We start from the raw sequence: 25,496 nt of genomic DNA, 5'->3' as shown, positions 1-25,496 counted from the left end.
TGACGATGAACGCCGCGTTCTGCGGGGTGAGCAGGTGGTCGTTCGCGGGATCGCGAATCGGTTCGCTTGCCATGGTTCTCTCCAGATCAGGGTGGTGGGCGGCTGGGGATCACGATCGCGCCGCCCCGTCGTGCGGACGCGATGCGATTCTGCTGCGGTGCGGTGCCACGACGATCGAAGCGCGACGGTGCGGCGCGACCTCGACGCGGCGCGCGCCTGGCGATTCGCCGGATTCGGGTGCCGGCGAGTGTCGTCAGCTTATGCGATTCGCGCGGCGGTGCGTAGCGCGCGCGGACAGAACATAGTGTTCTCGTTCATCGAACGGCATGCGGGCGCGACCGGGCGCGGCGTGCCACTACCATGAGCGGCATGATCAGGAGCACTGACAGGTGTGAAGGCGACGGTTGCCGCGCACGCAGCGATCGAGCGGCGCGGCGGCCGGCCCCAGGAGAGAGTGTTTAGATACGAGAGTGCTCCGTGCGCGGTGGCGTGTCGCCGAGGAATTCCGGCAATGCCCGCGGCGGCAACGAAATCACGAAGCGGGCGCCGCCGAGCGGTGAATCCTCGAGCCGCACGTCGCCGCCGTGCACGAGCGCGACGCGTCGCACGATCGCGAGCCCGAGCCCGAACCCGCCGGTCTGCCGGTCGCGGCTCGAGTCGAGCCGCTGGAACGGTTCGAACACGCGCGCGCGTTCGGCGACCGGGATGCCGGGACCGTCGTCGTCCACGCTCAGCACCAGCGCGCCGGACGCGTCGTGCGTCGCGGACAGCAGGACGGTGCGCGACGCATAACGTGCGCCGTTGCGGATCAGGTTCAGCAGCGCCCGTGCGACGAGTTTCGGATCGCACACGTGGGTGGCGGGCGCGCCGGTCGTCGACACGCCGAGCGTGAGGCCGCGGTCGGCGACGTCGTTCGCGACGTTGCCGGCCACGCTGTCGATCAGCGCATCGACGGCGACGTCCATCGGCGCGAGTTCGCTTGCGCCTTGTTCGAGACGCCCGATCGTCAGCAGCTCGGTCACCAGCTCGTCGAGTTCGCGCACGTCGCGCCGCAGTTCGTCGCGGCGCTCGCGCATGCGGCCGCTTTCGTCGGATTCGGCGAGCAGCGCGAGCCCGAATTCGAGGCGCGCGAGCGGCGTCTTCAGCTCGTGCGAGATGCCGTGCATCATCTCGCGCTGCTGCTTGATCGACGCCTCGATCCGCTCGGCCATGTCGTTGAACTGCTGCGACAGCGCGTAGATGTTCGAGCGCCCGGACAGCTTCACGCGCGTCGACAGGTTGCCCGCGCCGAACGCGTGCGCGGCGGCCTGCAGCTTGCGCAGGTCGCGCCAGTGATACGAGGTCCACAGCGCGACGGCGAACAGGGCCGCGAGTGCGGTCATCCCGTATGCGTAGATCTGGATGTCGAGGTCGGCCGGTGCGATCGGGCGGGCATGCAGGACCGAGCCGTCCGCGAGCGGCATGTAGTAGTTCCTGCGGTCGTAACTGATCGCGATCCGGCCGGCGTCCAGATCGCGCAGCGGCCCGCCGCGCAGTTGTGCACGGGCGTCGGCCATCGTCACGAAACCGAATCGCTCGTTGCCGTGCTGTGCGAGTTCGCGCAGCGCGAGGCTGCGCTTGCCGCCCGGATGGCGTTCGAGGTAATCGTTCAGCACGAACGCGTAAGTGGTCAGCGCGTTGCGCTGCGCCTGCGCCACGCGCTCGTAGAAAATCCTGTTGAACGACCATTGAATGAATACGATCGAGGCGGCACAGCACAGGATCACGATGAGGTACAGCTTGATCAACGGGCGCAGCATTTAGTCGTCCCACGCGGAAGGGCTGAACAGGTAGCCGCGGCCCCAGATCGTCTTGATCCGTTGCGGCTCCGACGAAGCGTCCTCGAAGCGCCGGCGCAGCTTCGAGATGCCCGAGTCGACCGAGCGGTCGAGCCCGTCGAATTCGATGCCGCGCAACTGCTTCAGGATGTCGTCGCGGCTCAGCACGGTGCCTGCCGCTCGCGCGAGGATCAGCAACAGGTTGAACTCGGTGGTCTTCAGGTCGACGAGTTCCCCGCGCCACGTAACCGTGCGGTTCGGCGGCGAGATCGTCAGCTCGCCGAACACGAGGGCATGCGGCTGCGTGTGGGCCGCCGGTTCGGACGCGGCAGGCTGCGCGCGGCGCAGCAGCGCACGGGCGCGTGCGACGAGCACGCGCGGCTCGATCGGCTTGGTCACGTAATCGTCGGCACCGGTTTCGAGGCCCGCGACCTGGTCGTACACGTCGGCGCGCGCGGTGAGGATCAGCACGGGCACGTTGGTGAACGCGCGAATGCGCCGGCAGACTTCCATCCCGTCGAGGTTCGGCAGCATCAGGTCGAGTATCACGAGCGCGGGCTGATGCTCGCGCACCGCGGCGACCGCGAGATCGCCGCGCCGTATGACCGTCACCGCGAATTCATAGTTGTCGAGATATTCGCGCACGAGCTGGGCGAGGCGGTCGTCGTCCTCGATCAGCAGCACACGGTATTTGAGCGGATTGTCGTTCATGGTCTCCTCGGTTGCGCGCGTTCAGCCTCTCCATGCCGATGAATGCGCGGCCGGCGAATTCTATCCGGCGTGGCGGCCGCCGGGGCCGCGATACGACAATCGGGAACAAACGATCACAATTGAGCACACATTTTCCGCAGATTCAGGACAGTGCTGCCGCGCCGTCGTACCTAGACTTCGGGCTCCGTCACTCTTGTCTCGACATCGTGAGTCCATCCTTCCGTTCGCTGCGCTCGTTGCGCTATTGCATGCCGCTTGCCGGCCTGACCCTCGCCGCCGTCGCCCACGCCGAAAACCAGTACGCGATATCGCTCGGCGGCGGGTTCGCGCCGCGCTACCAGGGCAGCAACCAGTATCGCGCCGTCGTCGCGCCGTCGTTCTCCGCGATGTTCGGCAACGGGTTCTTCATCGACACGGCAGCCGGCGCCGGCTACCGTCTGAACCTGCCGCACGGGGCGTTCGTGTCGGCAGCGCTCGGCTATGCCGGTGGCCGTTCCGACGAAAACCGTTTCGACCTGGCGGGTTCCGATCACCTGAAGGGGATGGGCCGGATCCCCGGTTCGGTGCTCGTCGGCATGCGTGCGGGCGTGCAGCTGCTCGATGGCGGCGAACTGAGCGTCGCCATCGATGCGCCGATCACGCATACGTCGCGCGGCTTGTCCGGCCACGTCGATCTCGCGGTGCCGGTATTCAAGGCCGGCCGCCACGATGTCGTCGTGACCGGCAGCGTGCATGCCGGCACGGGGCGCTACATGCAGACGTTCTACGGCGTGACCGACGCGCAGTCGGCGGCGAGCGGCTTCAGGCCGTATTCGACGAGCGGCGGGGTCGACAGCGCAACGCTGTCGCTCGCATGGAACTGGGGCGTGTCGCGGCACTGGTCGGTGCATGCGACCAGCGGCTTCACGCGGCTGCTCGGACGCTATGGCGACAGCCCGATCGTCCAGACGCGCAGCAACTACTTCGGCATGGCCGGCGTGACGTACAAGTTCTGACGCGAACGGCAAGATTCACCAGCTCCCCGTCCGGGGAGCACGACTTCGCCGCGGATCGGTGCGGTAACATGAAGGCGGCTTCGGCTTCGGCTTCGGCTTCGGCTTCGGCTTCGGCTTCGGCTTCGGCGTCAGGCTGTCGAGGCGACTGCGCGGAGCCGATTCGACTCGAACGGATCGCGCAATACGGTGCCTTGCCGGCCGGTGGCGCGCAGAACCCATCATGGATCCAACGCCCGGTGCGTGCGCGCATCCCGCACCTGCCGCGCCGGGCTGCGACAGGGAGAAACCGATGAAGAACACGATCGCGATGCTCGCGGCACTCGTTGCGAGCGCAACCTTTGCGGGATGTGCGGACATGAACACGAAGCACCCCAACGCCACCGCCGGCGGCGCGGTGACGAACCCCGCGCCGTCGGGCGCCGTGAACGCGTGCAAGGCGGACGCCACGCCGGACGACGCGCTGATCGGCAAGACCGAGGCCGATGCGGCCGCGCTGCTCGACGGCTGCCTGTGGCGCGTGCTCGAGCGCGACGGCCGGTCGTTGCCGGGCACGATGGACTATCGCGAGGAGCGCCGCGACCTCGGCATTCGCGACGGCAAGGTGATCTGGGTGCGGCGCGGGTGAGGGATCGGGCCGGCCCGAGCGTTACTTCGAGATGTACCAGAGCGCGTCGGTGCTGACGCGTGCGCCCGGCTTCGGCGCGGCGGGCGCCTGAGGTGTCGCAACCGGCGGCGGCGTGTTCGACGTCACTGCGGTGGGCCACGTCGCAGGCGTGTTCGACGCGGTCGATGCCGTCGACGTATTGGCCTGACTCGAGGTTGCTGCCGAACCCGACGTGGACGCCGTGTCGATATACCAAAGCGCATCGGCCGATGCGGTGCGCCTGGCCGCTGCATCGGCGGTGTGTCTGGATGCGGGCGCTGCCGTCGCCGTCGCTGCCGTGGCGGCCGTCGCACTCGAACGCTGCGTGCCCGCTGCGGGTGCCGCGCCCGCCTGAGCGGTCGTCCCCGTCGCGCCGCGCTGCGCGCGCGCCTCGAACGGCCCGAGCTGGAAGATTAACGTTTGCGCGGGACGCGTCAGAACGGCATACGGGAACTGCAGCTCCCACGACATCAGCACGCGGCCCGACGACGTCTCGGTGAAGATCGCCGGCACGTGCTTCATGTCGCTGAACTGCACGTAGATCCGCGCGCCGTCGTCGAACACCTGGGTCGGCTTGGCCTGGTCGGCGCCCGTGACGGTCCAGCCGAAGTTGTACGTGCCGGCCGGGCCGGCCGGCCCGCCTTGCGGTTGCGGCGGCGGCGCGGCAGGCGCGAGCGTGCGGGGCCGTGCGACCGGCGGTGCCGACACGCTCAGGCTGGCGAACGGGTTGTACGCCTGCACCTGTTGCGGCGGCGTGAAGGAGGGCGGAAGGATGGGCATGGGAGTATCCGGCGAATCCGGCATGGTCCGGATTGCATCATAGACCTTGCGCGCATACGCGAGGCGCTTGTCGGGCGACGCGGCGTTGTACGCGCCGATCGCGTTCCAGTTGGCGCCGAGCTGGCGGATGTTCTGCGACAGGATCCACGCGCCGACGTACGCGTTGGTGCACGCATCGAACAGGCTTTCCCGCGTGATGCCTTCGCGCGCGAGCGTCGGCAGCCAGGTGCTGTTGATCTGCATCAGGCCGATGTCGACGGTGCCGTTCGTGTTGGTGTTGACGGCGTTCGGATTCATCCCCGATTCGACCTGCGCGATGCCGCGCAACAGGCTCACGCTCACTTTCTGGAACGTGGCCGCGTCGTCGAGGCAGTCGGCCCGCGCGAACCCGTGCAGCGCGCACGACAACACGATCGTCGCGGCGATCTTCGGCGTGGCGTGGCTGATCGAACGGGCAGTCTGACGCGGCATGGCAGGATGGGGCGGAATCCGGCCGCCCGGTGCAAGGAAATTACGCAGACGCGAAGTGTGCCATAGCGCGCAGGCAAATGGCTCGCGTCAAACTTTCCTTTGCATTTGCCGGCGGATTTGTCGCGGATTTTCGACGGCGCCGGTATCCCCGTGCGACAGGACGGAATCGGTAAAAAGGGCCGATTATCGTGCGCATGCCAGCGTGCGGCCGCTATAGGAATACGGACGCCACGCGTCAGTTGCGCGGCGAATGCGGCAATGAATGGTGCAGCGAAACGGACGATAAAAGGCGCGGCCACCGGTGCGCGGGGCGTGGAAACGGCGACGGCGGCCGCAGCCGCCGTGTCGATGCATCCCCGGCTCCCGAAATCCGGTTCCGACCGGCCGGCCGCGCGATGCCTCACGCAGCCGGCCATCGTCGATCAGAAGCGGTGACGCAGGCCGAGGTTGACCATCGTCTGCGAGCTCGTGCCCGCATAGCCGTACGAACCGATCGACGCCTGCGCGGCCATCGACCCGCCATTGCCGTCACCGGTCTGGCCGCTCGCGTGCTGGTACGCGGCGGTCAGGTACACGTCGGTGCGCTTCGACAGCGTATAGTCCGCGCCGGCCGACACCTGGTGATAAGTCGCCGACGTATCGCCGCCCGAGCGCGTGTAGCTGTAGCCGAGCCCGACGAGCAGCGCATTGGTCGCCTGGTAGTTCACGAAGCCTTGCCCCGTGTTGTAGTGCTCGTTCGAGTTGAACACCGAGCTCGCGTCGCGGCGGTATTGCGCATTGCTGTAGCCGAGGCCGAACGTGAACGGGCCGGCGACATACTGGCCCGCGATGCGGGCGATGCCGATCGAATGCGCGCTCGCGTAGCCGGTGTTGATCGGGCCGTCGAAGGTGCCGTCCGACGAGCTGGTCCAGCCGTTGCGCAGCCCGTTCGACGCGGGGCTGTTGGTCGCGTGGAAGTACCCGCCCGCGACGCTGAACGGCCCGTTGTTGTACGACACGGCGGCCGAATACGACTGCGCGGCGCCGGTGCTGCCGGCGATGCCGCCGAACGAGTACATCGCCGAGAACTGCAGGCCCGAATACACGGCCGACGTGTACTTCACCGCGTTGTCGACGCGGAAGCTGTTGTCGTAGTTGTCGACGTCGCCCGGCGTCGCGAACACGCTGCCGAGATAGTTGTCGGCGGTGATGCCCTGCACGAGGTCGATGAGCGGATCGTACTGGCGGCCGAACGTGAGCGTGCCGTAGCGGTCGCTCGACAGCCCGACGAACGCCTGCCGGCCGAACAGGCGGCCGCCCTGGCCCTGCCGGCCGCTGCTCGGGTCGAAGCCGTTCTCGAGCTGGAACAGCGCCTTCAGCCCGCCGCCGAGATCCTCGCTGCCTTTCACGCCCCAGCGGCTGCCGGAGAGATTGCCAGCGCTGCTGTTGCCGAGCATCCACGCGTTGTCCTTGCCCTGCGCGTGATTCACGTACGTGATCGACGTGTCGATCACGCCATACAGCGTGACGCTCGACTGCGCATGCGCCGCGGGCATCGCCGCGAACGACGCGAGCGAAATCAGCGAGAGGGTCGTGCGTTTCATTTCATCTCCTTGCGATTGGCCTGTTTTCTTGAACCGGAATGGCAGGAGACTACCGAGCCGCCGACGAACGGCAAAAACGAAATTCTCCGATGTGACATAAAGCCGACAGATGCATGCTGCGGCAAGGTCCATTGAGAGATTCACATTATTGAGAATCGTGTATCAATCGATTTGAATTTCGAGATGGCGCGACCGGCGTATTGCCGGAATCGTGATAATTCCACACGATTTCCAGTCGAATTTCGACGACGATGCATTGGTCGTCGATTCATCAATTGATTATTTAACGAATCGAATCGCGTGATGCGGGCCGAGTGTGTTATTGCGCGCACCGCGAGCGATTTGGGTGTGACGCAGCGCGCCCGCGCGCGCCGTCAGCGGCGATCGGCACGGAGTGCGAGAATGCTGGCCTCGGCCGGCACGCGTCGTGCCGCTCACCAGGGAACCCGCATGGACAGTCACATCGCTCCGGTGGAGCTGAAGAAAGCCTACCGTCTTCTCAACCACGGCCCGACCGTGCTCGTGTCGGCCCGTCACGACGGCGTCGACAACGTGATGGCCGCCGCGTGGGCCTGCGCACTCGATTTCCTGCCGCCGAAGCTGACGGTCGTGCTCGACAAGTCCGCGAAGACGCGCGAGCTGGTCGAGCGCAGCGGCACCTTCGTGATCCAGGTGCCGACGGCCGCGCAGCTCCAGCTCACGCATGCGGTCGGCAGTCACAGTCTCGCCGAGCGGCCGGACAAGCTGCGCGAGGCGGGCGTCACGCTGTTCGACGTCGCCGGCCATGACCTGCCGTTCGTCGCCGGCTGCTCGGGCTGGCTCGCGTGCAAGCTGATACCCGAGCCGCACAACCAGCAGGCCTACGACCTGTTCATCGGCGAGGTGGTCGGCGCGTGGTCCGACACGCGCGTGTTCCGCGACGGTCACTGGTATTTCGAATCGGCCGATCCGGCGCTGCGCAGCCTGCACTACATCGCGGGCGGCAACTTCTATGCGATCGGCGAATCGCTGCACGTCGATCCGGACGCGCAGTAGGCAGAAAGCGGGCTTTCGTTCGCGATTCGGGCGCGCGGTTCACGCGCGCTTGTTCAATTCCGCCAGCATCACGTCGGCGAACGCCTGCGCGACGCGCGACAGCGTGCGCCCGCGTTTCGCGACGAGCGCGATCGGCCGCACGAACGCCGGGTCGTCGATCGGCTTCGCGACGAGGTCGGGCTCGGCGCGCACCTCGCGCGCGGCGGCCGGCAGGATCGTCACGCCGAGGCCGCCGCGCACCATCGCGACGGCCGTCATCATGTAGGTCGGTTCGCACGCGATGTCGGGCGTGCAGCCGGCCGCTTCCAGCGCGGCATCGACGACGCTGCGCACGCTCGTGCCCTGTGCGGTCAGCACGAGCGGCACGGCGGCGACGTCGGCGGTGCGCACGCGCCGCTTGCGCGTGAGCGGATGATCCTTCGGGCACACGGCGACGAGCCGGTCGGCGCCCGCGTACAGCACGTCCAGCGACGCGTCGAACGCGTCGCCGCCGGTCAGCCCGAGATCGGCTTCCTCGTTGCGCACCAGCGCGGTGACGAGACTCGCGACGCCGTCGCGAATGTCGAAGCCCGCGCGCGGCACGTCGCGCCGGAACGACTGGATCAGCTCCGGCAGCAGGCTGGATGCAAACGTCGGCAGGCACGCGAGCCGTACCGTGCCGCTCGCGCCTTCGCCGAGCGCCCGCGCGTCGCGCAGCACGCGCTCCATGTCGTCGAGCGAACGCTGCAGCAGCGGCAGCAGTTCGCACCCGGTCTGCGTGAGCGCGACGCTGCGGCTGTTGCGGTCGAACAGCCGCGCGCCGACGATCTCCTCGAGCCGGCGGATCTGCACGGTCAGCGCCGGCTGCGACAGGTGCAGCCGCGCGGCGGCGCGAGTGAAGTTGCCGGCCTGCGCGACGGTGACGAACGCGCGAATGTCGCGAAGGTTCAGATCCATAACGATTCGTGATTGCTGCGATCAAATCATTTCAATTGTGCTATCGCTGCGCCGACCTTACGCTCGTCTCCAACAAAAGACAAGGTAGGAGACACCGATGCTGCCGTTACTCGGGCTGGGCACGATCGTCGTGCTGCTGGCCGCAATTCTGTCCAGGCGCATGTCGCCGCTCGTCGCGCTGATCATCGTGCCGATCGCGGCGTCGCTGATCGGCGGCTTCGGGCTGCATACCAGCAAGTTCGTGATCGACGGGCTGAAGGGCCTCGCGCCCGTGGTCGGGATGTTCGTGTTCGCGATCCTCTATTTCGGGACGATCACCGACGCCGGCACGCTCGACCCGATCATCGATCGCATCCTGCGCGCGGTCGGCACGCGGCCCACGCGGATCGTGATGGGCACGACGCTGCTCGCGCTGCTGATCCACCTCGACGGCTCGGGCGCCGTGTGCTTTCTCGTGACGATTCCCGCGGTGCTGCCGCTTTACGACCGCCTGAAGATGGACCGGCGCGTGCTGGCCGCGGCCGTGTCGATGGCCGCGGGGATCAACTTCCTGCCATGGACGGGGCCGATGATCCGTGCGTCGGCCTCGCTGCACCTGCCGGTGTCGGCGCTGTTCAATCCGCTGATTCCGGTGCAGGCGATCGGGCTCGTGTTCGTGTTCGGCGTCGCGTACTGGCTTGGGCGGCGCGAGGAGAAGCGGCTCGGACTGTCGCGCGACGATGCGTCGATTCCGCTGCCGACCCGGGCGCTCACGCCCGACGAGCAGGCGCTGCGCCGGCCGCGCCTGTTCTGGTTCAACCTGCTGCTGACGCTCGTCGTGCTCGGCACGATGGTCGTGATGGGCGAGAAGATCCCGCCGGCGATCATGTTCATGGTCGGGCTGTGCATCGCGCTGATGGTGAACTACCCGGACGTCGACATGCAGAGGAAGCGCATCGACGCGCATGCGCGCGCGGCGCTGATGATGGCCGGCATCCTGCTCGCGGCCGGCGTGTTCACCGGGATCATGCAGGGCAGCGGGATGCTGAAGGCGATGGCGCAGGCGGCGGTCGGCTTCGTGCCGCCGTCGATGGCCGGCCACATTCCGGTCGCGCTCGGCCTGGCGTCGATGCCGCTCAGCATGCTGTTCGATCCCGATTCGTTCTACTTCGGCGTGCTGCCGGTGATCGCCGAAGTGGCCGGCCAGCTCGGCGTGCCGGCCGTGCACGTGGGGCAGGCCGCGCTGCTCGGCCAGATGACGACCGGGTTTCCGGTCAGCCCCCTGACGCCCGCGACGTTCCTCGTCGTCGGCCTGTGCGGCATCGAGCTGGCCGAGCACCAGAAGTTCACGTTCCCGCTGCTGTTCGGCGCCTCGATCGTGATGACGATCGCGTGCGTCGTGATGGGCGTCTTTTGATTTTTTTCCCGGCGCGCGAGCGCCGGATCACGGTACCGACATGACAGCAAAGCCATCACACGAACGGCGCGTGCGCATCGGCGCCGGCGCCGGCTACTCGGGCGACCGGATCGAGCCCGCGGTCGAGCTGGCCGAACACGGGCAGCTCGACTATCTCGTCTTCGAGTGCCTGGCCGAGCGCACGATCGCGCTCGCGCAGCAGGCGCGGCGCAAGGATCCGGCGCTCGGTTACGATCCGCTGCTCGACGCGCGCATGCATGCCGTGCTGCCGGTGGCGGCGGACAAGCGCGTGCGGATCGTGTCGAACATGGGCGCGGCGAACCCGCGCGCGGCCGCGCGGCGCACCGCGCGGATCGCGCAGTCGCTCGGCCTCGCGGGGCTGAAGGTCGCGGCGGTCGAAGGCGACGACGTGCTCGACGTCGTGCTGCGCGGCGCGTTCCGCTTCGAGGAGTCGGGCGACGAAGTCGCCGCGTATCGCGACCGCATCGTGTCCGCGAACGCGTATCTCGGCGCCGCGCCGATCGTCGATGCGCTCGCGGCCGGCGCGGACGTCGTGCTGACCGGGCGCGTCGCCGATCCGTCGCTGTTCGCCGCGCCGCTGATCCACGCGTTCGGCTGGCGGATGGACGACTGGGACGCGCTCGGGGCCGCGACGGTCGTCGGCCATCTGCTCGAATGCGCGGGGCAGGTGACGGGCGGGTATTTCGCCGACCCGGGCTACAAGGATGTGCCGAATCTCGCGCGGCTCGGCTTCCCGATCGGCGAGGTCGCGGCCGACGGCTCGGTCGTGATCACCAAGGTGCCGCACGCGGGCGGCCGCGTGAGCGCGGCGACCTGCAAGGAACAGCTGCTGTACGAGATTCACGATCCGGCGCGCTACCTGCAGCCCGACGTCGTCGCGGATTTCACGCGCGTGGCGGTGGCGGAGGAGGCGCCGGACCGCGTGCGCGTGACGGGCGGGCGCGGCAGCGCACGCACCGGGACGCTCAAGGTGTCGGTTGCGTACGTCGACGGCCATATCGGCGAAGGGCAGATCTCGTACGGCGGGCCGGGCGCGCTGGAACGCGCGCGGCTCGCGCTCGACATCGTCCGCGAGCGCCTCGCGCTGACGGGCGTGGCCGCGACCGAACTGCGTTTCGATTTGATCGGCGTGGATGCGCTGTACGGCGACGCGACGCCCGCCGTGCGCGGCGAGCCGGCCGAAGTCCGCGTGCGGGTGGCCGGCCGTGCGGCGAGTGCCGCCGAGGCCGCGCGGATCGGCAACGAAGTCGAGACGCTCTATACGAACGGGCCGGCCGGCGGCGGCGGTGCGTTCAGGTCGACGCGCGAGGTGATCGCCGTGCAGTCGGTGCTGCTGCCGCGCACGGCCGTGACGCCGTCGTTTTCTTTCGTGGAGGCATGATGCAATTGCGTGAACTGGCGCATGCGCGCACCGGCGACAAGGGCAATACGCTGAACGTATCGGTCATCTGCCGCGATCCGCGTCACTACGAACACCTGCGCGCGCATCTCGATGCGGCCGCGGTGAAGGGATGGCTCGCGGGCATCGTGCACGGCGACGTCGTGCGCTACGAGCTGCCGGCGCTTGCCGCGTTCAACTTCGTGCTGCGCGACGCGCTCGGCGGCGGCGTCACGCGTTCGCTCGCGCTCGATGCGCACGGCAAGTCGGTCAGCTCGGTGTTGCTGGCGATCGATGTGCCGGAGCCTGAGTGACGACGTGGCGGCGTGCATCGCCAACCGGCCGCGTTCGCCGCCAGGTTCATGCTCACGGAATCAACCACTCGCGACGCCCGTCCGCGTGCTCGATGCGTTCGCCCGCGATGTGCAGGCGCTGATCCGCACGATAGTCGTAGAGCGCGCGCGACGCGGCGACCTGGTCGAGATCGAGTTCGACCGTGTGGCGCGATTCGCCGTTGCCGGCCTCGAAGATCAGGTTGCCGAACGGATCGGCCGCGAGGCTGCCGCCCGCGAACACGACGTCGTGCGCACCTGCGCCGACGCGGTTCGCGACGACCGCGAACACCTGGTTTTCCATCGCGCGGGCCGAGACCGACATGCGATGCACCTGACGGTACGGCTCCATGTTGCCGTCGGTCACGAGGATCAGCTGCGTGCCGAGCGCCGCAAGCGCGCGGCCGGTTTCCGGAAATTCGCTGTCGTAGCAGATCAAGAGGCCGATCCGCACGCCGCGCCATTCGACGCTCGCGTAGCGGTCGCCGGGCAGCACGACGTCGCGCTCGCTCAGCCACAGATGTGTCTTGCGATAGCGCAGCGCGATGCCGTCCGGCGTGACGAACACGGTCGTGTTGTAGAAGCGCCCGCCGTCGTTCTCGATCAGCCCGGCCACCACCGCGACGTTGCGCGCCCGTGCGGCCGCGATCACCGCGCCGATGCTCGGGCCGTCGAGCGGCTCGGCCACGCGCGCGAGATTCGACGGATCGAGAAAGCCGGTGAGCTGCGCTTCCGGAAACATCACGATGTCGGTGCCGGGCGCGCAGCTCGCGATGGCGTCGAGCGTGCGCCGCAGGTTGTACGGTGTGTCGCCGTCGCGGCCGGCCAGCTGCACGATGTCGAGTTTCAGTTTCATGGGCGGGTTCGGTGGCAGTGGCTCGTCGCGCGATGCGGCGCAAGGGTGGGGATGAGCGTCAGTATGCGCCGAACGCGCCGGTTTCCCATCCCGCCGACGCGTTAGCGCTTGCGATGCCGCGCCGCCCGCGCATCACACGTACAGGTAGCGCACGAGGTGGAAGAACACCGGCGCCGCGAAGCAGACCGAGTCGACGCGATCGAGCATCCCGCCGTGGCCCGCGATCATCGACCCCCAGTCCTTGGTGCCGAGCGAGCGCTTCACGGCCGACAGCACGAGGCCGCCGACGAAGCCCGCGATCACGATCGCGAGCGAGATCCCGAACGCCGCGCCGAAGCTGAACGGCGTCACGCGATACAGCGACGCGCCGCACAGCGTCGCGAGCAGGCCGCCGCCGACGAAGCCTTCGACCGTCTTCGACGGCGACAGCTGCGGCGCGATCTTGCGGCGCCCGCACAGCTTGCCGACCACGTACTGCAGCACGTCGCTGATCTGCACGACGAACAGGAAGAAGAACAGCAGCAGCGCGTTCTGCCCGGCGTAGCGCGGAATGTCGAGGATCAGCACGGCCGGCGCGTGGCTCAGCCCGTACACGCACACCATCAGCGCCCAGTTGATCTTCGCGTTGCGGCTCAGGAATTCGCGCGTGTCCTGCGTGAGCGCGGACACCAGCGACATCGCGAAGAACAGGTGCACCGGCACGAAGATCGAATACATCCCGTACCAGTTGATCCCGAGCAGCAGGTACTGCACCGGAATCGCGACGAAGAACGCGATGAAGAGCGTCGTATGGTCGCTCGCGGTCGTCGGCGTGAGCGTGATGAACTCGCGCAGCGTCAGGTACGACAGCAGCGCGAACACCAGATACGTGACGTTGTTGCCGAGGCTGATCGCGATGACCATGATCGCGATCATCGCCCACCACGCGCGGATGCGCTGGTTCAGGTTGACGATGGTCGCGCTCGCGCCGCCGCTGCGCGCGCCGAGGATCGCGCCGATCACGGTCGCGAGCACCAGCACGCCGGTGACGCCCGCGACCAGTTCCCAGAAGAGAGTTCGCATGAAGAGGTCCGGAAAAGGGAGAGGAGGGCGCCGCGTTCAGCCGGCCGGCCGCTGCGGCGGCGCGAGCGCGACGATCGCGTCGCGCATGCGGGCGAGGAAGGTCGGCTTGTCCTCGCCGGCGCCGAGCGCGTCGTTCGCGCCGAAGTGCACCTTGCAGATCAGCGGCACGGGCCAGATCGCGCCCTTCGGCATGATGCGCTGCAGGTTCTCGAGATAGACCGGCGCGAGCGCGACGTTCGGAAACTCGGTCGCGAGATGGAACAGGCCGCTCTTGAACGGCTGCGGCAACACGTCGGCGCCGCGCGTGCCTTCCGGGAAGATGATGATCGAGTGGCCTTGCCGTAACGCATCGCGCACCGGGTCCAACGGGTCGCCGCCGCTCTCGCGGTGACGGTCGATCAGCACGACGTTCAGCAGCTTCTGCGCGATGTGGCGCTTCAGGTCGCCGCTGTCCCAGTAATCGCGCGCGGCGACGGGCCGCACGACCGCGCGCACGTCGCGCGGCAGCGCGGCGAGGATCGCGAGCGTGTCGATGTGGCTCGTGTGATTCGAGAAGTAGATCTTCTGCGTCGGGGAAGGCGGCGCCTGATGCCAGACCGGATACGCGCCGGCGACGAGCCGCACGATCGACAGCAGGAAATCGCGCTGCCAGATGTTCAGGATGTTCATCGGCGCCGCGCCTCCTGCGTGCATGCCCGCGCGGCCGCGCGGGCGCGGCGGGCGGAATCCCGGAATGCCGGCGCGGCAGGATGCGCGCCGGACGGCCATTGTTCAAGTTTTTTCAAATTCGTGGCTGCCTGTCGCAGGGCCGCGATCATCGGACGATGCGCCGGCAGAGTTGCGTTGCGGCGAATGCGCCGTTCGACGGCGTGATAATCGGCTGTTGCACGAGCGCCCGGCGACAGTTCGAGTGAATTGCTGCGCTCACGGGCCAGCGGATTATCGCGAGTTTCCGTCGAAAACGCCAGATTGCCCGGCCCGGCCGGCGCGGGGCGCGGCTTGACGCGTCGGGGCCGCTCGGCGACGATTACGGCCACCTGTCGAACGCCGCCGCCGGCGGTTGCGCCGCCCGGGGCATGGCGGCGGCAAACGTGTCCGAATGTGCCGAAACCATAAAACGATGAGCCTTTACGCACTCAAACCGAAATTCCAGAACCGTCTGCGTCCGTTCGCGGATTCGCTTGCCGAGCGCGGCGTCACGGCCAACCAGGTCACGCTGTTCGCGGCCGGCGGCTCGATCGTCGTCGGCGCGCTCGCGGGGCTCGGCGTGTTCGCCCGCGTGCTGTTCCTGCTGATTCCGATCTGGCTGTTCGTGCGGATGGCGCTCAACGCGATCGACGGCATGCTCGCCCGCGAGCACGGGCAGAAGAGCACGCTCGGCGCGTACCTGAACGAGCTCGGCGACATCGTGTCCGATGTCGCGCTCGTGCTGCCGTTCCTCGCGATTCCCGCGTTCGCGCCGGCAGATGTCTGGCTGTTCGCGCTCACGGCGATCATCGTCGAATGCGCGGGGCTGATCGGCCCGCTCGCCGGTGCGACGCGCCGCTACGACGGCCCGTTCGGCAAGAGCGACCGCGCGCTCGCGCTCGGGGCGTTCGCGCTGTGGATCGGCTTCGGCCTGCCGGTCGGCGGTGTCGCCGCGTGGCTGTGGCGCGTGCTGATCGTGCTGTCGATCGTGACGGCGGTGCGGCGCGTGCAGGCGGGCGTCGCCGAAGCGGGCGGCTGATGGCGGCTGGCGGCGGCTTGCGGCCGTGGCGGGACCGGCGCCGGAGGGCGGCGCCGCATGATTCGAATAACGAAACGAGAGAGATCGCATGAGCGCACGCACGGCCCGCGAGGCCGGCTTCGTCACGCACGACGGCGACACGCTGTTCTACCGTCACTGGCCGGCGACGGGCCCGCGCTGCCGCGGTGCGATCGTGCTGCTGCATCGAGGTCACGAACATTCGGCGCGCGTCGCGCACCTCGTCGACTCGGCGAGCGTGACCGCGCGCAGGCGCTCGCGCCGCTGCGTGCGTTCGAGCTGCGCGGGCTCGCACAGGCGGTGCCGCCCGGCGGCTATCTCGTCTGCACCGGACAGCCGTGGCATCCGCAGCTGGAATTCATCGCGCGTGCGCTGAACTCGAGCGCGCTGAACAATCATCGCGGCGAGGCGACCTGGGTGATGCGCCGCCGCTCGCAGGCCGGGATGGACGAACTCGTCGCGCGCGCGGGCTTTCGCAAGCTCGACCAGCGGATCGCGAGCTGGGCATCTTCACGGTCGGCCTCGCGCAGCGGGTCGACGCGTCATGAGCGCGCTCGGGTTGTGCCGGGCCGGCGTGCTGGTCGCGATCGTGCAGTGGATCGTGGTCGGGGTGGCGATCGCGGTGCCGCAGTCCGGTCAGCCGTGCGCGAGCGGCCCGGCTGGCCGAATGGGCCGGGCGTCCCACGTCACGCGTGGCATGCCCGCTGCGTCCGCGTGCGCTTCACCGCGTACATCGCCTGGTCCGCATGCTCGATCAGCGCGTTCATGTCGGTGCCGTCTTCGGGCAGCATCGCGACGCCGACACTGACGCCGAGCCGCAGCGGCTGCCCCTCGAACTCGAACGGTTCGGCGACCTGCCGGGCGAGCCGTGCGCGTTGTGCGTCGATGTCGTCGCGGCTGCCGACGTTCGGCAGGATCACCGCGAACTCGTCGCCGCCCACCCGCGCGACCGTATCCGAGCGCCGCACGGCGCCCAGCATCCGCGTGGCGGCCTCGCGCAGCGCGGCGTCGCCCGCGCGGTGGCCGTAGCCGTCGTTGATCGGCTTGAGCCCGTCCATGTCGATGTTGAGGATGCCGAGCCGGCCGTTCGCGCGCAGCGCCGTGTGCATCGACTGGCGCAGGCGGTCGTAGAACAGCGCGCGGTTCGGCAGGCCGGTGAGCGCGTCGTGCGTCGCGCGCAGGTACAGCTCGTTCGCCTCGTTGCGCGCCGCGTGGAACATCGCCGCGGCGATCAGGTCGGCCGTGAGCCGCAGCGTGCCGGCGTCGGCGGCCGAGAAGCCGTCGACCTCCGGCGACATCACCTTCAGCACGCCGACCGTCGTGTCCGCATGGGTGAGCGGCATCACCAGCATCGAGCGCAGCCCGACGCGGCGGCAGGCATCGCGATCGACGCGCGGGTCGGTTTCCGAATCCGTGCAGCGCAGCAATTCGCCGCGCGTCACGCACAGGCCCGACAGGCTGCCCGAGCGGCGCAACCGCAGCCCGAGCATCCCGGCGGCGGAACCCGACGCGGCGCGGTACACCATGTCGTCGCCTTCGGCGAATTCGACCGCCGCGCCGCTCGCGCCCGTGAGTTGCGGCACCTGCTCGGTCACATAAGCCATCACGCTGCCGAGGTCGAGGCCGAGTTTCGCGATCTCGGTCTGGGTGGCGATGATGCGCAGCAGCGTGTCGGGGGAAGGGGTGGCGGTGTCGACGATTTGATCCAAGTCAGTTTTCCATGAAGAAAGCCCGGCACGCGGCGCCGGCTTGCGGTAGCATACGCGCCGCCCACGCGGCAGCGCGTTCCGGGCGGCCCGCAAGGGGTCGCATCCGGCATCCGGCATCGGTATCCGGACGGTTCGCCGGCGCGACGGTTCGCCGATCCGGCAGCGTCGGCAGTATGCCGATCGGTCCGGCCGGCAGCAACGGCGTAATTCTTGCCATTCAGTCGCCGCACGCAGCATTTCCGACCGTATTGAGTTGTTTTTCGCTTCGTCAGCGCGAATCAGGGTGAGTTTTGTCCTGATTTTGAGATAGTGTGACGAATGTGCGAGCGCCGGTGCCAGGCGCGCACCGTCCGATGGACCGGCAGCGGAAGAATGCACCGCGTCGTTTCGATACATGCATTCAGGCCAGACTTTGAGGGGAAGCAGTGGGGATGTGCACTCACGGGCATAGCTGCTTTGGGCGCGTCGATTGCGGCGCGCTTGATCACCGGACGACTACGACGATGCGGAGCCGCGCATGAAGCCGGCCGTGTCGCTGTTCGTCCTGTCGCTCGCCACGTTCGGCGCGTTTCATGCGGCCGCGTTGTCGGCCGCGCCGATGCCGGTCGCGTCGGCATCCGTTTCGGCGGCCGCTTCGGCGTCCGCCGGCAGCCCGGCCACGCCTGCGCTTGCCGACGGCGCGGCCGCATCGAGCGCATCGGCCGCATCGAGCGCCGCCGGCGCGACGCCCGCCGGCCTGCCGGCGACGACCGTGCACCTGCCGTTCGCGTCGCTCGGCGCGTTCGATCCGGTGCACCTGCGCGGCGCCGACGATGCGCGCACGATCCATGCGGGCGTGCGGCTCGACCGCGTGGTCACCGGCGCGCGGCTGCGCCTGACCTATGCGTATTCGCCGTCGCTCGTGTTCCCGATGTCGCACCTGAAGGTTTCGGTGAACGACGAGGTGGTCGCGACCGTCCCGTTCGACGCGACGCGCGCGGGCCGCACGGTCACGCAGGACATCCCGATCGATCCGCGCTACTTCTCCGATTTCAACCAGATCGGCCTGCGCCTGATCGCGCACTACTCGCTCGATCACTGCGAGGACCCGTCGAGCTCGGCGCTGTGGGCCGACGTGAGCCCGACGAGCGAGCTGATCCTCGACGAGTCGCCGGTGCGCCTGCCGAACGATCTCGCGCTGCTGCCCGCGCCGTTCTTCGACCGGCGCGACAACGGGCGCTTGCGGCTGCCGTTCGTGCTGCCGGCATCGCCCGACTCGGCGACGCTGCGCAGTGCCGGCGTGCTCGCGTCGTGGTTCGGCGCGCAGGCCGACTACCGGCAGGCGCGCTTCCCGGTCGCGGCGACGCTGCCGGCCGACGACCAGGCGGTGGTGGTCGGCACGGCCGCGACCTTGCCGGCCGGCCTCGCGCTGCCGTCGGTCAACGGCCCGCTGCTCGCCGTCGCCGACAACCCGGCCGCGCCGGGCCGCAAGCTGCTGGTCGTGACGGGCCGCACGGCAGCCGAGGTCGACGATGCGGTCGCGGCGCTCGTGCTCGGCCGCGCGGCGCTGTCGGGCCCGGCGGCGACGGTCGCGCACGTCGATCTCGGCGCGCCGCGCAAGCCGTACGACGCCCCGCGCTGGCTGCCGGTGAACCGGCCGATCGCGTTCCGCGAACTGGTGTCGGATCCGCGCGAACTCGAAGTGCGCGGCACGTCGCCGGACGCGATCCGGCTGAACCTGCGGGTGCCGGCCGACCTGCATTCGTGGAACGGCTCGGGCGTGCCGATCACGCTGCGCTACCGCTACACGGCGCCGACCGTGCAGGACAACTCGACGCTCGCCGTCGAGATCAACGAACAGCTCGTGAAGTCGTACCGCCTCGGGCCGGCCCATGCCGAAGACGCGCGCGGGCGCATGCAGCTGCCGCTGCTGGCGGTGCCGGAAGGGCGCGTGACGAGCGATGTCGATATCCCGGCGTTCCGCGTCGGCAGCGGCAACCAGCTGCAGTTCCGCTTCACGCTCGACTCGCAGAAGACGGGGCTCTGCTCGAGCACCGCGACCGAGCCGCAGCGCGCGGCGATCGATCCCGATTCGACGATCGACTTCTCGCACTTCGTCCACTACGCGCAGTTGCCGAACCTCGCATTCTTCGCGAACAGCGGCTTCCCGTTCACGCGCTTCGCCGACCTGTCGCAGACGGCGGTCGTGATCCCGGACCGGCCGTCGCCGCAGGAGCTGGAAGCCTACCTGACGATGCTCGGCCACATGGGGCAGTGGACCGGCTTCCCGGCGCTGCGCGTGCAGGTCGCGCGGCCCGGCGACGTCACCGCGCTGGCGGGCCGCAAGGACCTGCTCGTGATCGACGGCTCGCCCGCGTCGCCGCTGCTGTCGCACTGGCGCGCGGCGCTGCCGCTGGCGATCGACCAGCAGGCCGGCACGGGCGCGACGCGTGTCGCGTTCTCGGTGAAGGAGCGCTGGCGCAATGGCGTCGGCATGGCGGACGGTGGCGCGCATATCGAACAGACGGGCGCGCTCGCCGCGCTCGCCGGGTTCGAACTGCCGGGCAGCCACGGCCGCAGCGTCGTCGCGCTGACCGCGACCGACCAGACGCGCCTGGCCGACCTGCTGGACGTCTTCGAAAAGCCGGGCCTCGTGTCGCAACTGCAGGGCGACCTCGCGCTGGTGCGGCCGGGACAGGTCGACAGCCTGCGCGTCGGCGATCCGTACGTGGTCGGTTTCGTGCCGTGGTATGCGCGCGTCTGGACGCAGGCGGCGCGGTACCCGGTGGCGCTCGGCGTGGTCGGCGTCGTCGCGGGGCTGTTGCTCGCGCTCGGCGTGTTCAGCGTGCTGCAGAAAATCGCCGCGCGCCGCCGGGGGATGTAACGGATGATGGCTTGGGCATTCGCAAGGCGACGGGCAGCGCGGCCGGCGCGGCGGGGCGGCACGACGCTCGTGCTGGCAGTCGCGGCGGCGTGCGCAGCGGCCGGGGTAGCCGGGACGGCCGGGCGCGCGCAGGCGGCGCAAGGCGGTGCGGCCGACGTGCGGTGCGGCGCGGGGTGGCCGCGCTGGGACGCGTTCAAGCGCGATTTCGTGTCGGCCGACGGCCGCGTGATCGACGTCGGCTCGGCCGATTCGCGCACGGTATCGGAGGGGCAGGCGTATGGACTGTTCTTCGCGCTCGTCGCGAACGACCGGCGCACGTTCGACACGATCCTCGCATGGACCGAGAACAACCTCGCACAGGGCGACCTGAGCGCCCGGCTGCCGGCGTGGCTGTGGGGCCGCGCGCAGGACGGCACGTGGCGCGTGCTCGATGCGAACGCGGCGTCGGATGCCGATCTCTGGATCGCCTACACGCTCGTCGAAGCCGGGCGGCTGTGGCACGAGCGCAGCTACACCGCGCGCGGCGCGCTGCTCGCGAAGCGCGTGCTCGACGACGAGACGGCCAGCGTGCCGGGCCTCGGCCTCACGCTGCTGCCCGGGCCGACCGGGTTCAAGCTGGCCGATGGCCAATGGCGCGTGAACCCGAGCTATTCGCCGCCGCAGGTGATCCGCGGGCTCGCCGCGCGCCTGCCCGACGAGCGCCGCTGGGCCGCGCTCGCGGCCAGTACCGGCCGCGTGCTGCTCGACACCGCGCCGAAGGGCTTCTCGCCGGACTGGGCGTTGTATCGCGCGGGCGCGGGCTTCGGGCCCGATCCCCAGACCCATGCGGAAAGCGCGTACAACGCGATCCGCGTGTACCTGTGGGCCGGCATGCTCGATCGCGCCGATCCGCTCGCCGCGCCGCTGCTCGCGCGCTTCGCGCCGTTCGCCGACCATATCGCCGCGCATGGCGCGCCGCCGGAGAAGGTCGACACGACGACCGGCGTCGCGGGGCCGAACGACGGCAATGGCGGCTTCTCCGCGGCGGCCGTGCCGTTCCTCGACGCGCGCGGCCAGCATGCGCTCGCCGATGCGCAGGCGGCCCGTGTCGATGCGCTCGCGCGCCAGGCGGCGCCCGGCTACTACACGAGCGTGCTGACGCTGTTCGGCCTGGGCTGGCGCGACGGCCGCTACCGGTTCGGCGCGGACGGGTCGCTCGCTGCGCGCTGGGAGGACCGTTCATGCGCGGCCCGATGAAGCGCACCGCACCGCGCGTCGCGGGGTTCGCGTGGCTCGCGTCGTCGGTCACGGCGGCGGCGCCGGCCGCCGTCGCCACGCCCGCGCCCGCGTTGCCGAAAACCGTCGCGCCGAAGGCCATCTCGGCGCCGGTCACGACCGACCTGCCCGATGCGCAGCGGCAGCTCGCGACCGCCCGCATGTGGGGCGCGAAGCATCGCGACGACCTCGCGCGCGACGCGCTGCGCAAGGGGCTCCTGATCGCGCCGGACGATCCCGAACTGCTCGCGGAACAGATGCGGGTGCTGCTGCGGCTCGGCGACGCGCAAGGCGCGCAGGCCGCGCTGGCACGCCTGCAGGCCCGCGCGCCCGCGGCGCCCGGCACGCGGCGCGCGGCCGACGAATACCGCGTCGCGACGAGCGGGCGCGGCGAGATGGCGCAGATCCGCCTGCTCGCGCGCAGCGGTCGCGCCGACGAAGCGGCCCGGCGGATCGTCGCGCTGTTCCCGAACGGCGCGCCGTCCGGCGCGCTCGGCGCCGAGTATTACCAGATCGTCGCGAATGCGCCGGGTGGCCGCGAATCGGCGCTCGCCGCGTTGCGCCGCGCGGTCGCGGCCGACCCGCAGGACACGAGCGCGGCGCTCGCGCTCGCGCGGCTGCTGAACCAGCGCGCCGATACGCGCGCGGAAGCGAACCGCATCGCATGGTCGCTCGCGAAGCGCGCCGACGCCGATCACACGGAAGCGATGGCCGTGTGGCGGCGCGTGCTGCAGTCCGCCGGCAGCGATCCCGCGTATCTCGATGCGCTGCACGCGTATCTCGCGCTGGTGCCGGACGACACCGAATTCCGCGATCGCAGCGCCGAACTCGACCGGCAGCGCGACGCGCAGCGCCGGCTCGAACGCGACCCCGACTACATCGCGCAGCAGCGCGGCTTGCAGGCGCTCGCGCGCGGCGACCTGGCCGGTGCCGATCCGCTGCTCGCGCGCGCCGCGCAGGCGCGCGCCGGCGACGCCGATGCGCTCGGCGGGCTCGGCCTGCTGCGCTTGCGCGAAGGCCGGCACGACGAAGCGCGCGCGCTGTTCACGCGCGCCGCGGCGCTGTCGACCGACCAGCGCGGCAAGTGGCAGAGCCTCGCGCGTACCGCGCAGTTCTGGGGGCTGCTCGCGCAAGGCCGCGCGGCGGCGTCGGCCGGGCGGCCGCAGGATGCCGAGCGCGCGGCGCGCGCCGCCCTCGCGATGCAGCCCGACAGCCCGGACGCGAAGCTGCAGCTCGCCGACGCGCTGCTCGCGCAGCGCGACTGGGCGCGCGCGGAGCCGTTGCTGCGCGAACTGCTGGCCGCACGTTCGCCGAACGTGTCGGCGGTGCGCGGCACGGCGATGCTGTACGAGAGCACCGGCCGCGCGGACCGCGTCGGCCCGCTGCTCGACGCGCTGCAAGGCCGCGTGACGGGCAGCGACGATCGCCGCGCGCTCGACGGGCTGCGCGCCGACCTGCTCGCGAGCCAGGCGCGCGCGCTCGCGGACAAGGGCGAACGCGGGCCGGCCGTGCAACGCTACGAGGCGGCCGTGCGCGCGGCGCCCGACGCACCGTGGACGCGTTTCGCGCTCGCGCGGCTGTATCGCGACATGGGGCTGCCGCAGCTCGGCCGCACGGTGATGGATGATGGGCTTGCGCAAAGCGATACGCCCGAGATGCGCTATGCGACCGCGCTGTATCGCAACTCGCTCGACGATGTCGCCGGCGCGCAGGCCGCGCTCGCGGGTGTCGACGATGCTCAGCGCTCGGACGGCATGCGTGCGCTCGCCCGCAAGCTCGACGCGCAAAGCGCGCTGGCCGACGCGCGCGGCGCGCTCGGCCGCGGCGATCGCGCGGCGTTCGCCGCGTCGCTCGCGCATGCGCAGGCGAGCGCGCCGGACGATCCCGACATGCTGGCCGCGATCGGCGCGCAGTGGATCGACGCGGGCGAGCCCGAGCGCGGCCTCGCGCCGTTGCGCGACTGGATCGCCGCGCATCCGCGCGAGGCCGATCCCGACGTGCGGCTGCGCTACGGCGACCTGCTCGGCAGCGCGGGGCGCGACGACGCGCTCGCCGCGTGGCTCGACACGCTGCGCCGCGAACCGGCGCTGACGCCGGCACAGACCGCGCGCATCGAGGATCAGTCGCTGCGGCTCGTGCTGCGCCGGACGGACGACGCGATCGCGCAGCAGGACTATGCGCGCGCGCGCACGCTGCTCGATCGCGCGAGCCCGGCCGGCCGCGCGGACAAGCGCTATGCACTCGAGCTGGCCGATCTCGAACGCGCGCAAGGTCACTACGACGCGGCACGCGACGCGCTCGCGCCCGTTATCGCGCGCACGCCGGACGATGCCGACACGCAGCTCGCGCTCGCGCGCATCGACGAGGACAGCGGCCAGCGCGCGGCCGCGCGCGCGCGCGTGCAGGCCGTGCTGGCGCGCACGCCGGACGACGACGTCGATACGCGGCTGTCGGTCGTGCGCCGGCTGAACGCGCTGCGCCGCCCGGACGAAGCCGCGCAGGTGATCGACCCGCTGCAGGCCGCGTATCCGGCGCGCGCCGACGTGACGGTTGCCGCCGGGCGCGTGGCCGAGGCGCAGGGCCGCTACGACGATGCCGCGTCGCTGTACCGGCTGTCGCTGTCGCAGGAACGCACGAGCGGCGTGAGCCCGGGCCGCGACGGCCGCACGCCCGCGCAGGCCGCGTTCGCGGATCTCGAACAGCGGCGCGATCCGGAGATCGAGATCGGCTGGCTGCCCGCGTACAAGTCGGGCGACGAAGGGATTTCCGCGTACCGCGCGCAGCAGGTGCCGATCTACGCGCAGATGCCGGTGCGCTACGACGGGCACGCGTTCCTGCAGCTCGACACCGTGCATCTGGACGCCGGCACGCTTGATACGAGCGACCCGAACGCGTATTCGCTGAAGACCTTCGGCACCTACGGCGCGCTCAACGCGCTGGCCGGCTCGTCGCTGGCGCCGTTGAACCAGCAGGCCGCCGCGTTGAGCGCGCATCCGCAGGGCGACCTGCACCAGCCGATGACGGGCGTCGCGCTCGGCGCCGGCTATCGCACGGATGCGTGGCGCGTCGATCTCGGCACGTCGCCGCTCGGCTTCCCGGTGCATTACCTGGTCGGCGGCGTGCGCTACCGCTTCGACGCGGGCCCGGCGAGCTTCACCGTGAACGCGTCGCGCCGGCCGGAAACGAGCAGCGTGCTGTCGTATGCGGGGATGCGCGATCCGTGGACGGGCGCGGTGTGGGGCGGCGTGCGCCGCGACGGCGTGAACCTGCGCGCGGCGCTCGACGTCGGCCGCGTGAACCTGTTCGCGGAACTCGGCGCGGGCGTGCTGTCCGGCCGCAACGTCGAGCGCAACGCGGAACTCACGCTGCGCTCGGGCTTCACGGTGCCCGTGTACGAACGCGCGACGATGAAGGTGAGCACGGGGCTCGTCGGCAATGCGTGGCACTACGCGCAGAACCTGCGTTACTACACGTACGGGCAGGGCGGCTACTACAGCCCGCAGCGCTACCTGTCGCTCGGCGTGCCGCTCGAGTGGGCGGGGCGGCGCGACGCGCTGTCGTGGGACCTGACCGTCACGGGCGGGATCTCGAACAGCTACGAGAAGGATTCGCTGTTCTACCCGACCTTCGCGGACCAGCGCGCCGCGCAGGAGGCGGCGGGGCTCGTCTACGCGGGCAGTTCGACGCGCGGCGTGTCGTTCTCGTACGGCGTGAACGGCATCGTCGAGTATCGCGTGAATCCGCACCTGAGCGTCGGCGCGCAACTGCACGTCGACCGGTCGCACGACTACGCGCCGAGTTCGGCGCTCGTGTACCTGCGCTATGCGTTCGACGCACGCGCGGCGCGCAGCTGGCTCGTCACGCCGACGCCGGTGCGGCTTTATTCGGATTACTAGGGGACTGGGAGAAC

The 25,496-nt window shown here is 70.0% G+C and carries 21 protein-coding genes and 2 pseudogenes; 12 read left to right on the top strand and 11 right to left on the bottom strand.

Annotated features, from left to right (window positions below):
• The 3 genes and pseudogenes from DIE02_RS33610 to DIE02_RS33600 all read right to left on the bottom strand — a co-directional run.
• Window positions 1-73 (bottom strand): annotated as a pseudogene (locus DIE02_RS33610) (hydrolase); the annotation flags it as partial.
• Between the two features lie 385 nt (window positions 74-458).
• A complete protein-coding gene (locus tag DIE02_RS33605; protein ID WP_124489506.1) occupies window positions 459-1,799 on the bottom strand; it encodes an ATP-binding protein in 1,341 nt (446 codons plus the stop codon).
• A complete protein-coding gene (locus DIE02_RS33600) occupies window positions 1,800-2,528 on the bottom strand; it encodes a response regulator (protein ID WP_044848420.1) in 729 nt (242 codons plus the stop codon).
• Window positions 2,529-2,776: 248 nt separating this feature from the next.
• Between DIE02_RS33600 and DIE02_RS33595 the strand changes: the two genes are divergently transcribed.
• Complete coding sequence (locus DIE02_RS33595; protein ID WP_124489508.1) at window positions 2,777-3,523, top strand: MipA/OmpV family protein; 747 nt, start codon at window positions 2,777-2,779, stop codon at window positions 3,521-3,523.
• 289 nt (window positions 3,524-3,812) lie between these two features.
• The gene (locus DIE02_RS33590; RefSeq protein ID WP_124489505.1) at window positions 3,813-4,148 is read left to right on the top strand and encodes a hypothetical protein; all 336 of its coding nucleotides are present in this window, start codon (window positions 3,813-3,815) and stop codon (window positions 4,146-4,148) included.
• A gap of 21 nt (window positions 4,149-4,169) precedes the next feature.
• Here DIE02_RS33590 and DIE02_RS33585 read toward each other — a convergent pair whose 3' ends face one another.
• Window positions 4,170-5,417 carry a transglycosylase SLT domain-containing protein gene (locus tag DIE02_RS33585; protein ID WP_124489504.1) on the bottom strand — a complete coding sequence of 416 codons (1,248 nt, stop codon included), beginning with the start codon at window positions 5,415-5,417 and terminating at the stop codon, window positions 4,170-4,172.
• Window positions 5,418-5,839: 422 nt separating this feature from the next.
• On the bottom strand, window positions 5,840-7,000 hold the full coding sequence (locus DIE02_RS33580; RefSeq protein WP_124489503.1) for a porin: 1,161 nt from the start codon (window positions 6,998-7,000) through the stop codon (window positions 5,840-5,842).
• Window positions 7,001-7,450: 450 nt separating this feature from the next.
• Between DIE02_RS33580 and DIE02_RS33575 the strand changes: the two genes are divergently transcribed.
• Complete coding sequence (locus DIE02_RS33575) at window positions 7,451-8,035, top strand: flavin reductase family protein (protein WP_044848424.1); 585 nt, start codon at window positions 7,451-7,453, stop codon at window positions 8,033-8,035.
• A gap of 39 nt (window positions 8,036-8,074) precedes the next feature.
• Here DIE02_RS33575 and DIE02_RS33570 read toward each other — a convergent pair whose 3' ends face one another.
• On the bottom strand, window positions 8,075-8,971 hold the full coding sequence (locus DIE02_RS33570; protein WP_124489502.1) for a LysR family transcriptional regulator: 897 nt from the start codon (window positions 8,969-8,971) through the stop codon (window positions 8,075-8,077).
• A gap of 97 nt (window positions 8,972-9,068) precedes the next feature.
• Here DIE02_RS33570 and DIE02_RS33565 point away from each other — a divergent pair, with 97 nt between their 5' ends.
• From DIE02_RS33565 to DIE02_RS33555, 3 genes are read left to right on the top strand one after another with little or no spacing between them, the layout of a single operon-like run.
• On the top strand, window positions 9,069-10,367 hold the full coding sequence (locus tag DIE02_RS33565) for a CitMHS family transporter (protein ID WP_124489501.1): 1,299 nt from the start codon (window positions 9,069-9,071) through the stop codon (window positions 10,365-10,367).
• Between the two features lie 40 nt (window positions 10,368-10,407).
• On the top strand, window positions 10,408-11,769 hold the full coding sequence (locus tag DIE02_RS33560; RefSeq protein WP_124489500.1) for an acyclic terpene utilization AtuA family protein: 1,362 nt from the start codon (window positions 10,408-10,410) through the stop codon (window positions 11,767-11,769).
• Window positions 11,769-12,080, top strand: coding sequence for a hypothetical protein (locus DIE02_RS33555; RefSeq protein WP_124489499.1), 312 nt, complete (start codon window positions 11,769-11,771; stop codon window positions 12,078-12,080). The genes DIE02_RS33560 and DIE02_RS33555 overlap by 1 nt, the downstream gene beginning before the upstream one ends.
• Window positions 12,081-12,132: 52 nt before the next feature.
• Here the strand turns inward: DIE02_RS33555 and DIE02_RS33550 are convergent, their stop codons facing one another.
• The 4 genes from DIE02_RS33550 to DIE02_RS33535 form a co-directional block, all read right to left on the bottom strand.
• Window positions 12,133-12,954 carry a carbon-nitrogen hydrolase family protein gene (locus tag DIE02_RS33550; protein ID WP_124489498.1) on the bottom strand — a complete coding sequence of 274 codons (822 nt, stop codon included), beginning with the start codon at window positions 12,952-12,954 and terminating at the stop codon, window positions 12,133-12,135.
• Window positions 12,955-13,086: 132 nt separating this feature from the next.
• Window positions 13,087-14,016, bottom strand: coding sequence for a phosphatidate cytidylyltransferase (locus DIE02_RS33545; protein WP_044848429.1), 930 nt, complete (start codon window positions 14,014-14,016; stop codon window positions 13,087-13,089).
• A gap of 36 nt (window positions 14,017-14,052) precedes the next feature.
• Complete coding sequence (locus DIE02_RS33540) at window positions 14,053-14,685, bottom strand: lysophospholipid acyltransferase family protein (protein ID WP_124489497.1); 633 nt, start codon at window positions 14,683-14,685, stop codon at window positions 14,053-14,055.
• On the bottom strand, window positions 14,682-15,053 hold the full coding sequence (locus DIE02_RS33535) for a hypothetical protein (RefSeq protein ID WP_260427365.1): 372 nt from the start codon (window positions 15,051-15,053) through the stop codon (window positions 14,682-14,684). Before DIE02_RS33535 ends, DIE02_RS33540 begins: the two co-directional genes overlap by 4 nt.
• An 83-nt stretch (window positions 15,054-15,136) precedes the next feature.
• Here DIE02_RS33535 and DIE02_RS33530 point away from each other — a divergent pair, with 83 nt between their 5' ends.
• From DIE02_RS33530 to DIE02_RS33525, 3 genes and pseudogenes are all read left to right on the top strand, one after another.
• Window positions 15,137-15,742 (top strand): CDP-alcohol phosphatidyltransferase family protein, encoded by a 606-nt coding sequence (locus DIE02_RS33530; RefSeq protein ID WP_124489496.1) that lies wholly within the window; start codon window positions 15,137-15,139, stop codon window positions 15,740-15,742.
• 88 nt (window positions 15,743-15,830) lie between these two features.
• Entirely contained in the window at window positions 15,831-16,136 is a 306-nt protein-coding gene (locus DIE02_RS35755; protein WP_185702681.1) for a hypothetical protein, read from the top strand.
• Window positions 16,040-16,308 (top strand): annotated as a pseudogene (locus tag DIE02_RS33525) (class I SAM-dependent methyltransferase family protein); the annotation flags it as partial. The gene DIE02_RS35755 and the pseudogene DIE02_RS33525, both read left to right, overlap by 97 nt.
• A gap of 138 nt (window positions 16,309-16,446) precedes the next feature.
• Here DIE02_RS33525 and DIE02_RS33520 read toward each other — a convergent pair.
• Window positions 16,447-17,469 carry a sensor domain-containing diguanylate cyclase gene (locus tag DIE02_RS33520; RefSeq protein ID WP_124489495.1) on the bottom strand — a complete coding sequence of 341 codons (1,023 nt, stop codon included), beginning with the start codon at window positions 17,467-17,469 and terminating at the stop codon, window positions 16,447-16,449.
• Between the two features lie 517 nt (window positions 17,470-17,986).
• Between DIE02_RS33520 and bcsB the strand changes: the two genes are divergently transcribed.
• Genes bcsB through DIE02_RS33505 form a run of 3 tightly spaced genes read left to right on the top strand, consistent with a single transcriptional unit; the run spans window position 17,987 to window position 25,482 of the window.
• Window positions 17,987-20,332, top strand: a complete 2,346-nt coding sequence (gene bcsB / locus DIE02_RS33515) for a cellulose biosynthesis cyclic di-GMP-binding regulatory protein BcsB (protein WP_124489494.1) — start codon at window positions 17,987-17,989, stop codon at window positions 20,330-20,332.
• 6 nt (window positions 20,333-20,338) lie between these two features.
• Complete coding sequence (gene bcsZ, locus DIE02_RS33510; protein ID WP_124489507.1) at window positions 20,339-21,568, top strand: cellulose synthase complex periplasmic endoglucanase BcsZ; 1,230 nt, start codon at window positions 20,339-20,341, stop codon at window positions 21,566-21,568.
• The gene (locus tag DIE02_RS33505; protein WP_124489493.1) at window positions 21,553-25,482 is read left to right on the top strand and encodes a cellulose synthase subunit BcsC-related outer membrane protein; all 3,930 of its coding nucleotides are present in this window, start codon (window positions 21,553-21,555) and stop codon (window positions 25,480-25,482) included. The genes bcsZ and DIE02_RS33505 overlap by 16 nt, the downstream gene beginning before the upstream one ends.
• Window positions 25,483-25,496 lie beyond the last annotated feature (14 nt).

This window comes from Burkholderia sp. Bp8991 (genome assembly GCF_003853795.1).
In the GTDB taxonomy this organism is placed as follows: domain Bacteria; phylum Pseudomonadota; class Gammaproteobacteria; order Burkholderiales; family Burkholderiaceae; genus Burkholderia.
The sequence above is the reverse complement of the archived record's forward strand: the minus strand, read 5'-3'. Positions and strand labels throughout refer to the sequence as shown.

What these genes read in the sequence shown, in the direction of transcription:
- DIE02_RS33605 (WP_124489506.1), bottom strand. Translation starts at nt 1,799, where the DNA reads ATGCTGCGCCCGTTGATCAAGCTGTACCTCATCGTGATCCTGTGCTGT.
- DIE02_RS33600 (WP_044848420.1), bottom strand. Translation starts at nt 2,528, where the DNA reads ATGAACGACAATCCGCTCAAATACCGTGTGCTGCTGATCGAGGACGAC.
- DIE02_RS33595 (WP_124489508.1), top strand. Translation starts at nt 2,777, where the DNA reads ATGCCGCTTGCCGGCCTGACCCTCGCCGCCGTCGCCCACGCCGAAAAC.
- DIE02_RS33590 (WP_124489505.1), top strand. Translation starts at nt 3,813, where the DNA reads ATGAAGAACACGATCGCGATGCTCGCGGCACTCGTTGCGAGCGCAACC.
- DIE02_RS33585 (WP_124489504.1), bottom strand. Translation starts at nt 5,417, where the DNA reads ATGCCGCGTCAGACTGCCCGTTCGATCAGCCACGCCACGCCGAAGATC.
- DIE02_RS33580 (WP_124489503.1), bottom strand. Translation starts at nt 7,000, where the DNA reads ATGAAACGCACGACCCTCTCGCTGATTTCGCTCGCGTCGTTCGCGGCG.
- DIE02_RS33575 (WP_044848424.1), top strand. Translation starts at nt 7,451, where the DNA reads ATGGACAGTCACATCGCTCCGGTGGAGCTGAAGAAAGCCTACCGTCTT.
- DIE02_RS33570 (WP_124489502.1), bottom strand. Translation starts at nt 8,971, where the DNA reads ATGGATCTGAACCTTCGCGACATTCGCGCGTTCGTCACCGTCGCGCAG.
- DIE02_RS33565 (WP_124489501.1), top strand. Translation starts at nt 9,069, where the DNA reads ATGCTGCCGTTACTCGGGCTGGGCACGATCGTCGTGCTGCTGGCCGCA.
- DIE02_RS33560 (WP_124489500.1), top strand. Translation starts at nt 10,408, where the DNA reads ATGACAGCAAAGCCATCACACGAACGGCGCGTGCGCATCGGCGCCGGC.
- DIE02_RS33555 (WP_124489499.1), top strand. Translation starts at nt 11,769, where the DNA reads ATGCAATTGCGTGAACTGGCGCATGCGCGCACCGGCGACAAGGGCAAT.
- DIE02_RS33550 (WP_124489498.1), bottom strand. Translation starts at nt 12,954, where the DNA reads ATGAAACTGAAACTCGACATCGTGCAGCTGGCCGGCCGCGACGGCGAC.
- DIE02_RS33545 (WP_044848429.1), bottom strand. Translation starts at nt 14,016, where the DNA reads ATGCGAACTCTCTTCTGGGAACTGGTCGCGGGCGTCACCGGCGTGCTG.
- DIE02_RS33540 (WP_124489497.1), bottom strand. Translation starts at nt 14,685, where the DNA reads ATGAACATCCTGAACATCTGGCAGCGCGATTTCCTGCTGTCGATCGTG.
- DIE02_RS33530 (WP_124489496.1), top strand. Translation starts at nt 15,137, where the DNA reads ATGAGCCTTTACGCACTCAAACCGAAATTCCAGAACCGTCTGCGTCCG.
- DIE02_RS35755 (WP_185702681.1), top strand. Translation starts at nt 15,831, where the DNA reads ATGAGCGCACGCACGGCCCGCGAGGCCGGCTTCGTCACGCACGACGGC.
- bcsB (WP_124489494.1), top strand. Translation starts at nt 17,987, where the DNA reads ATGAAGCCGGCCGTGTCGCTGTTCGTCCTGTCGCTCGCCACGTTCGGC.
- bcsZ (WP_124489507.1), top strand. Translation starts at nt 20,339, where the DNA reads ATGGCTTGGGCATTCGCAAGGCGACGGGCAGCGCGGCCGGCGCGGCGG.
- DIE02_RS33505 (WP_124489493.1), top strand. Translation starts at nt 21,553, where the DNA reads ATGCGCGGCCCGATGAAGCGCACCGCACCGCGCGTCGCGGGGTTCGCG.